Genomic DNA, 7,879 nt, shown 5'->3' on the forward strand with positions numbered 1-7,879 from the left:
CGCCGCTCGCGCCCGAGGCGGGTGTGTTCCGCTCCAGCCCCGTCACGCGCAGGCCCCGCCCGGCGCAGGCCCAGGCGCAGCTCGGCCCGAAACCCCCCGCCCCGACGACGAGCACGTCCGGGCGCCCCTGTCCCTGCATCCTGCCGGCTTGCCTCACCTCGAGCTTTGCTGCACGAGCAGAGCATGGATGGCCCGAATGCGCAAAGCGCCGACGTGATCTGGCGCGGCGAGGATTCGCCGGTCTCCGCGCGGTTCGGCGACCGGTATTTCTCCGGCGACGACGGGTTGGCGGAATGCGCGCATGTCTTCTTCGCGGGCAATGCCCTGCCGCAGCGCCTGCGCGACGGGTTCCGGGTCGCCGAGCTCGGCTTCGGCACCGGCCTGAACGCCCTGGCGCTGGCGAGGCTCTGGTCCGCGACGGGTGCGGCGGGACGCATCCTCTATACCGGCTTCGAGGCCTTTCCGATCGCACCCGAGGACATGGCGCGGGCGCTCGGACGCTGGCCGGAGCTAGAGGGCTGGAGCGCCCTGCTGGTCGACGCCTGGGCGGCCGGGCAGCGCCGCATCGCGCTTCCCGGAATGGATCTCTCGGTTCGCATCGGCGATGCGCGGCGGGAGCTTCCCGCCTGGCAGGGGCTGGCGGATGCCTGGTTCCTCGACGGCTTCAGCCCGGCCTGCAATCCCGAGCTCTGGGAGGACGCGCTGCTCGCCGAGGTGGCGCGGCACACCGCAGCCGGCGGCACATTCGCCACCTACAGCGCGGCAGGACGGGTGCGCCGGGCGCTTGCCACGGCCGGTTTCGCCGTGGAGCGTCGAGCCGGCCATGGCGCGAAGCGCCACATGAGCCGGGGCGTCCTGGGCGCGGATTCTTCACGTGCCAAGTCCGCAGGGGGAGGCGGCGCCACCACGGTAGAGGACGCCGGTCCGAAGTGATCACCCGGAGACAGCATTAGGCTTTCCTTCGCCATCCGGGTCCGCGGCAATTGATCGCACGCGCCGCTTGGGCCAGAGTCGCGGAAAACGAGGCAGCATGGCGACCGACATCTATCGCGCGACGGCGGACGATGCCCTGTCCGCGGAGGAGCTCGCGCTCTACCATCTGATCATGGCCTATCGGGCCGAGCTCGGGCTCGAGGCGATACCCCTGTCGCGGGGCCTGACGGCCACCGCCGCACGGCATGTGCGCGACACGCGGGAGAATTTCTGGGCCGAGGGAAAGTCCCCGCCGCCGGGCGCCAATCTCCACAGCTGGAGCGACGCGCCCTATTACGCCGATCACAGCCGGCCGCAGGCGATGTGGGAGGCTCCGGCCCGGCTCGGGACGGGTTACGAGGGCACCGGCTACGAGATCTCCGCGGCGGGCACCCCCACGGTCGCGGCCGCGCTCGAAGGCTGGAAAGCCTCGCCCGGGCACAATGCCGTCATCGCCAATACCGGCATCTGGGAGGATGTGCGCTACGCGGCGATCGGGATCGGCGTGGAGACGGCGCCGGGGGCGGGGCCCTACGGGGGCCGGATCTACCATGTCTGGTTCGGGACCGAGCGCGACCCGGGCGGCGCGCCCTGGATCAGGGGCACCTCGGCCGCCGATCGCATCGACGGCACCGCCTTCGGCGACCGGATCAAGGCCGGCGCCGGCGCGGACGTCCTGCGCGGCGGGGCCGGGAACGATTTCATCGCTGCCGGAGCCGGCGCCGATCGGGTCTCGGGAGGGGCCGGAAACGACCGCCTCGAGGGCGGCGTCGACGACGACCGGCTCAACGGCCTCGACGGAAACGACCATCTCGACGGCGGACCGGGTACGGACCTTCTCGCCGGCGGCGCGGGCAATGACCGCTACCTTCTGGACCGACCCTCCGACCGCGTCGTGGAGCGCGCCGGCGAGGGAGCCGACCGGATCGAATGCGGATTTTCGCTGGCGCTGCCGGAGAATGTCGAGAACCTGCTTCTGACCGGCGCGGCCGCGATCAACGGCACCGGAAACGCCCTCGACAATACCCTGACCGGCAACGCCGACGCCAATGCGTTGCGCGGCAGCGGTGGCAACGATCATCTATTCGGACGGGGCGGCAAGGACCGGCTCGACGGCGGTAGCGGCAACGACCGCCTCTATGGCGGCCCTGGAAACGACCGCATCGAAGGCGGTTCCGGCAATGACATCCTGACGGGCGGCGCCGGCATTGATGCGCTCCGCGGCGGGTCGGGGCGCGACGTGTTCCGCTTCGAAGGCATCGCCGACAGCGAGGCCGGCCCGGCGCGGGACCGTATCGTCGATTTCATTCCCGGCCTCGACCGGCTCGACCTGCGCGGGCTCGGGGTCGAGGCCGCGGATGTGCGCTATGCCGACGGGGTTCTCTCCGTGGATGCCGACCACGACGGCGGGGCCGATTTCCAGATCGCGTTCACCAATGCGGCCGAGCCCGGGGCGGGTGACGTCCTGCTCTGACCGGCGCGAGGCGCACGGGCACGCCAATGCCTTGAAATCGAATGATCGGCCTGGTCGTCTCGGCGGCATTCCGAGCGATGCCGCATCGGGTTCCGGCGGCGCGGCCGGCCGGAACCGGCGTCACATGCCGAGCGCCTGCCGGTAGAGTTCCAGGATCGCCTCCTCCTCGCTCACCTCCGAGGAATCGCGCTTGCGCAGGGCGATCAGCTTCTTCAGCACCCGCACGTCGTAGCCGCGCGCCCGCGCCTCGGCCATGACTTCCTTCTGCTGCTCCGCGATGTCCTTCTTCTCCTGGTCCAGCCGCTCGTAGCGCTCCACGAACTGCCGGAGTTCCCCTGCCGTCACCTTGTACTGGCTCGTGGCCTCGTCCTCGACGATGTCGTCCATGTGCTTGTGCCTCTCCGGGTTGTGGCGGGCTTCTCCTACCCGCGCCGGCGCCTCGCTTGCAAGCCCGGACGGGCTGGGCTAGGCAGGATCGGGATCTTCCGGGGAGTTCATTGATTTCGATCGCTGTCGCCGGTGCCGTTCTCGTCCTCGCAGGACTCGGGGGCCTCGGCTATTGCATCCGGCGCGGCTATGCGATCCGGGGCGCGGGACTGCCGGCCGAGGAGATCCGCGCCAGCCTGCATAGGCTCATCGCGATCAATCTCGCGTCACTCGGCACCGCCGCCCTCGGCCTCGCGCTCATCGTCGTCGGGCTGCTGCTCTAGCCGCCCGATCCAGCCCGTCAGCCAGCGGACCATGGCGTCGGTGATGCCCGGGCTCAGGATGTCGCCGGCGATCACGTGCCGGCTCGGGTCGTCGCCCGGCCCGAGCGTGACCTCGTGCAGCTCGGTCGGGCCGCCCCATCGTGCGGCGATCCGTGCGATCGCGGCCGGATCGACCACGCTGTCCTCCTGGGAAAAGGCGAAGAAGGCGGGCAGGTGCAGGTCCTCGGGCGGGATGCGTCGCGCGAGGGCCAGCAGATCGCCGAGCGTGGCGAGCGATGTGGTCGGATAGCGCGTCGTCCAGCCGGCGGCATGCGCGGCGTTCCGGGGCTCGAAGCCGCGCTCGCGCCCGCCGACCAGCGGCAGGATCCAGCGCGCGCCCGGAAGCCGCAGCAGCCATTCGCCGGAAGCGCGCAGCGCGAAGTTCGGCGAAAGGAGCGCGATTCCAAGCAGATCCCGGCGCAGCCCCGGCATCGCCGCCGCGACATAGGCCAGCGTGCCTCCGGTCGAGGTGCCGATCAGCACGACACGCTCGCCGATGCGCCGGCCGATCGCCATGGCTTCGGCCAGATCGGCGAGCCAGTCCCCGAGGCGCGGCTCGGCCATGGCGGCGCCGTCCCGTCCGTGGCCGGCGAGCCGCGCCAGGAAGAGGTTCGCGCCGAGATCCCGCGCGACGCGCTCGGCCACGGGGCTGATTTCCAGCCGGCTGGCAGAAAAGCCGTGCAGATAGACGATGGCGACCGCCGTCCTGTCGCGGGTCGCGGGATCGGCCCAGAGGATTTCCTTCTGCGCCCCCGCGCGCAGATCCGGCACCCTCGCCTCGGCGCTCGCGAGGTAGGCGTCGAGATCCTCCGGCAGGTCGGGCGCGGGCGGGTCGGCGAGGGAAGGCGCTCGCGCGCGCCCCAGCGCGAGGATCCCGAAGAGGGCCGCCGCGCCGCCGAGCAGGAGCCAGCGCCGGGCGGGGCTCATGGGCGGGTCCGGGGCCCGGGCCGCCCGGCACGCGCGGCCATCAGCGCTCCGCCGGTGATCAGCAGGGCGGAAAGAAGCAGCGACCACGATGCATCCGCCTCGCCGGCCGCGACGAGCACGATCGTCGAGATCAGCGGCGCGGCATAGGAGAGCGTGCCGAGGAGCTGGATGTCGCCGCGCTTGCAGCCGATGTCCCAGAGGTAGAAGGCCAGCCCGACCGGGCCGAGCCCGAGCGCGAGGACCGCGGCCCAGCCGCCCGCGCCTTCAGGCCAGACCGTCGTCTCGAGCGCCAGATGCGCGATGGCCGAGAGCGTCGCGGTCGCGAGGCAGAAGAAGGCCACCGAATCCGTCGACGCCGTGCCGAGGCGCCGGCTCAGCACCGAATAGCCCGACCAGATCAGGGCGCAGGCGCCGGCCGCGGCATAGCCGGGCAGGAATTCCGGGGAGATGCCGGTCCGCGGACCCGCCACGACGAGCGCCGCGCCGTCGAAGGCGATCACCGCGCCGGCCACGTGCCGGGCCGTCAGCCGCTCGCCGGGCAGCAGGCCGGAGAAGAGCACGATCAGCAGCGGCCAGAGATAGGCGATCAGGCTCGCCTGGGCGGGAGGGGCGAGCCCGAGCGCAGTGAAATAGAAGAAATGGTAGCCGAAGAGGCCGCCGACCCCGACGACCCAGACCATCGGCGGCAATCCCGCGGTCGCGCCGAAGCCCCGGCCCGAGAGCGCGATCCAGGCGATCCCGAGCGTGCCGCCGATGGCGAAGCACATGGCCGAGAGCTGGAAGGGCGGCACCCCGGCGGCATTGACGGTGAAGAGCGCCAGCAAGGCCCAGAGCAGGACCGCGCCGAAGCCGATCGCCGTGGCACGCCGGGGGCTCACGCGGCGGCGCGGGTCCCTGCGACGCGATGCAGATAGTCGACGATCATGCGCGCCCAGTTCTCGTTGTGCACCTCCCGGCGGATGTCCACCCGCGCGGCCGCCGCCATGTCCGCCGGGAACGCCGTCCCGGCGCGCAGCGCGATCAGATCGTCCATGAAATCCGCGCCGTATTCGGGATGCGGCTGGATGGTCAGCGCCTGCGGCGCCTCGGGGTCGCCATAGGCGAGCGCGGCATAGGGGCAATGGGGCGATTGTGCCAGCACCGTCACCCCCTGCGGCAGCTCCACCACCTGGTCCTGGTGCAGGGCGCGAACGGCGAAACGGTCGGGCAGATCCGCCATCCAGCCCGGACGGGTCACGACCTCGTAATCCTGCACCCCGAGGCCCCAGCCCCGGTCGGATTTCACCGCCCGCCCGCCGAGGGCCTCGGCGAGGATCTGATGCCCGAAGCAGATGCCGACGACAGGCACCCGCGCCGCGATGCAGTCGCGCAGGAAGTCCTTGAGCGGTGCGATCCAGGGCAGGTCGTCGTAGACGCCGTGGCGCGAGCCGGTGACGATCCAGGCATCGGCCTGGGTCGGCGTCGCCGGCATCTCGCCCGCGACCACGCGGACGGTGGTGAATTCGAGCCCCGAATCGACCGAGCGCAGCATCGCCTCGAACATCGCGGGATAGTCGCCGTGCCGCGCCTTGAGGTCGGGATGCACCTCGCCGGTCTCGAGAATGCCGATCTTCATGGGGCCGCTCCTGATGATCGGCGGAGAGTAAGCACGAGCCCGGCCGGCGTTCAAGATCCCGCCCGGAGTTGGCTCCTAGAGGCTGCGGACCGACCAGCGGTCGCTCCCGCGAGGGGCCCGATCGCCGGATCCGCTTCGGTTCCCGCGTGATTCCAGCGCCTTGCGGCGGCGGCGGGCCGGGTGCCGCCCGTTAACCTTTCATTTACGTTGGAATCGTTTGTTAACAACCCGTTGTGGGCAGAAACCTGTCAACCACAAAATCTGCGGTTTCATGCAGATAAATATGTTGACCCAAGGCCGATATCGTCATTTTGTGGTGGTCCGGCCAGAGCGATACACAACATCTGGTAGGCGGCTCCGAGATGCGGGGTGCGGGCACAGGCAGAAACCAGGGACAGTGACATGAAGATCGAGCGCCGCTTCACCACCGAAGAGACCGGGGCCTACGGAGCGCTGGCCTTCCGCACCACCGCCTCGGAGATCCGCAATCCCGACGGGTCGGTGGTCTTCGCGCTCGAAGGCCTGGAAGTGCCGGAGAGCTGGAGCCAGGTGGCCTCGGACGTACTGGCGCAGAAGTACTTCCGCAAGGCCGGCGTGCCGGCGGTGCTGAAGCGGGTCAAGGAGAAGGGCGTGCCGGCCTTCCTCTGGCGCTCGGTGGCCGACGAGGCGAAGCTGGCGGAGCTGCCCGAGGATGCCCGCTACGTCGGCGAGACCTCCGCGCGCCAGGTCTTCGACCGGCTCGCCGGGGCCTGGACCTACTGGGGCTGGAAGGGCGGCTATTTCTCCTCCGAGGCGGATGCCCAGGCCTATTACGACGAGATGCGCTACATGCTCGCCGCCCAGATGGGCGCGCCGAACTCGCCGCAATGGTTCAACACCGGCCTGCACTGGGCCTATGGCATCGACGGACCCGGGCAGGGCCACTACTACGTGGATTTCAAGTCGGGCGAGCTGGTGAAATCGACCTCCGCCTACGAGCATCCCCAGCCCCATGCCTGCTTCATCCAGTCGGTCCAGGACGACCTGGTCAACGACGGCGGCATCATGGACCTCTGGACCCGCGAGGCGCGGCTCTTCAAATACGGCTCCGGCACCGGCAGCAACTTCTCCTCGCTCCGGGCCGAGAACGAGAAGCTCGCCGGCGGCGGCAAGTCCTCCGGCCTCATGTCCTTCCTCAAGATCGGCGACCGGGCGGCCGGCGCGATCAAGTCGGGCGGCACCACGCGGCGCGCGGCGAAGATGGTGATCTGCGACATGGATCACCCCGACATCGAGGATTTCATCAACTGGAAGGTCGTCGAGGAGCAGAAGGTCGCCTCGCTCGTCGCCGGCTCCAAGGTCCATCGCGAGCGGCTCGAGGCCATCCTCGCCGCGATCCGCAGCTGGGACGGCGCCGAGGCCGACGCCTTCGATCCCAAAACCAACCCCGGGCTCAAGGCCGCGATCCGCGCCGCCAAGAAGACCCATCTCCCCGAGGCCTATGTGAAGCGCGTGCTGCAGCAGGCCGAGCAGGGCGAGACCGAGATCGACTTCCGCACCTACAATACCGACTGGGATTCGGACGCCTATCTGACCGTCTCGGGGCAGAACTCCAACAATTCGGTCCGGGTCACCGACGCCTTCCTGCGGGCGGTGCGCGACGACGCCGACTGGACGCTCACCCGCCGGACCGACGGCAAGGTCGCGAGGACCGTCAAGGCCCGCGAACTCTGGGACCAGGTCGGCCGCGCGGCCTGGGCCTGTGCCGACCCGGGCGTGCAGTTCCACGACACCATCAACGCCTGGCACACCTGCCCCGAGGACGGGCCGATCCGCGCATCCAATCCGTGCTCGGAGTACATGTTCCTCGACGATACCGCCTGCAACCTCGCCTCGATGAACCTGCTGACCTTCCTGCGCGAGGGCAGGTTCGACGCGAAGGCCTATGTGCATGCGACGCGGCTCTGGACGCTGACGCTCGAGGTCTCCGTCACCATGGCGCAGTTCCCGAGCCCCCGCATCGCCGAGCTCAGCTACCGTTTCCGCACGCTCGGCCTCGGTTACGCCAATATCGGCGGGCTTCTGATGAACCTCGGGCATGGCTACGATTCGCCCGAAGGCCGGGCGCTCTGCGGCGCGCTGACCGCGGTGATGACCGGGGCT

Annotated in this window: 8 protein-coding genes and 1 pseudogene; 4 read left to right on the forward strand and 5 right to left on the reverse strand. The window is 70.2% G+C overall.

The genetic code is table 11. From position 1 onward, the window contains the following. On the reverse strand, positions 1-139 hold a 139-nt coding region (locus V7050_RS21080), incomplete at its 3' end, for an FAD-dependent oxidoreductase (protein ID WP_442885702.1). Positions 140-183: 44 nt separating this feature from the next. Here V7050_RS21080 and mnmD point away from each other — a divergent pair. Both mnmD and V7050_RS15650 read left to right on the forward strand, forming a co-directional pair. After that, the gene (gene mnmD, locus V7050_RS15645) at positions 184-933 is read left to right on the forward strand and encodes a tRNA (5-methylaminomethyl-2-thiouridine)(34)-methyltransferase MnmD (protein ID WP_324365428.1); all 750 of its coding nucleotides are present in this window, start codon (positions 184-186) and stop codon (positions 931-933) included. 97 nt (positions 934-1,030) lie between these two features. After that, complete coding sequence (locus V7050_RS15650; protein WP_324365429.1) at positions 1,031-2,446, forward strand: M10 family metallopeptidase C-terminal domain-containing protein; 1,416 nt, start codon at positions 1,031-1,033, stop codon at positions 2,444-2,446. A gap of 120 nt (positions 2,447-2,566) precedes the next feature. On the opposite strand, the gene V7050_RS15655 is transcribed toward V7050_RS15650, so the two are convergent. Further along, positions 2,567-2,833, reverse strand: coding sequence for a DUF2312 domain-containing protein (locus V7050_RS15655; RefSeq protein WP_324365430.1), 267 nt, complete (start codon positions 2,831-2,833; stop codon positions 2,567-2,569). Between the two features lie 110 nt (positions 2,834-2,943). Between V7050_RS15655 and V7050_RS15660 the strand changes: the two genes are divergently transcribed. Next, entirely contained in the window at positions 2,944-3,156 is a 213-nt protein-coding gene (locus tag V7050_RS15660) for a hypothetical protein (RefSeq protein WP_324365431.1), read from the forward strand. On the opposite strand, the gene V7050_RS15665 is transcribed toward V7050_RS15660, so the two are convergent. Genes V7050_RS15665 through V7050_RS15675 form a run of 3 tightly spaced genes read right to left on the reverse strand, consistent with a single transcriptional unit; the run spans position 3,100 to position 5,737 of the window. Next, on the reverse strand, positions 3,100-4,122 hold the full coding sequence (locus V7050_RS15665; RefSeq protein ID WP_324365432.1) for an alpha/beta hydrolase: 1,023 nt from the start codon (positions 4,120-4,122) through the stop codon (positions 3,100-3,102). The genes V7050_RS15660 and V7050_RS15665 overlap by 57 nt on opposite strands. After that, positions 4,119-5,000 (reverse strand): aromatic amino acid exporter YddG, encoded by an 882-nt coding sequence (yddG, locus tag V7050_RS15670; RefSeq protein ID WP_324365433.1) that lies wholly within the window; start codon positions 4,998-5,000, stop codon positions 4,119-4,121. Before yddG ends, V7050_RS15665 begins: the two co-directional genes overlap by 4 nt. Beyond that, positions 4,997-5,737, reverse strand: a complete 741-nt coding sequence (locus V7050_RS15675) for a type 1 glutamine amidotransferase (RefSeq protein ID WP_324365434.1) — start codon at positions 5,735-5,737, stop codon at positions 4,997-4,999. The genes yddG and V7050_RS15675 overlap by 4 nt, the downstream gene beginning before the upstream one ends. A gap of 402 nt (positions 5,738-6,139) precedes the next feature. Between V7050_RS15675 and V7050_RS15680 the strand changes: the two are divergent. Then, positions 6,140-7,879: pseudogene (locus V7050_RS15680) on the forward strand (vitamin B12-dependent ribonucleotide reductase); the annotation flags it as partial.

Origin of the sequence: Amaricoccus sp., from assembly GCF_036846665.1 — a bacterium.
Classification (GTDB): Bacteria; Pseudomonadota; Alphaproteobacteria; order Rhodobacterales; family Rhodobacteraceae; genus Amaricoccus.

Bases quoted from the DNA above. Each gene is read 5' to 3' on its own strand.
- mnmD (WP_324365428.1), top strand. From the start codon at position 184: ATGGATGGCCCGAATGCGCAAAGCGCCGACGTGATCTGGCGCGGCGAG.
- V7050_RS15650 (WP_324365429.1), top strand. From the start codon at position 1,031: ATGGCGACCGACATCTATCGCGCGACGGCGGACGATGCCCTGTCCGCG.
- V7050_RS15655 (WP_324365430.1), bottom strand. From the start codon at position 2,833: ATGGACGACATCGTCGAGGACGAGGCCACGAGCCAGTACAAGGTGACG.
- V7050_RS15665 (WP_324365432.1), bottom strand. From the start codon at position 4,122: ATGAGCCCCGCCCGGCGCTGGCTCCTGCTCGGCGGCGCGGCGGCCCTC.
- V7050_RS15675 (WP_324365434.1), bottom strand. From the start codon at position 5,737: ATGAAGATCGGCATTCTCGAGACCGGCGAGGTGCATCCCGACCTCAAG.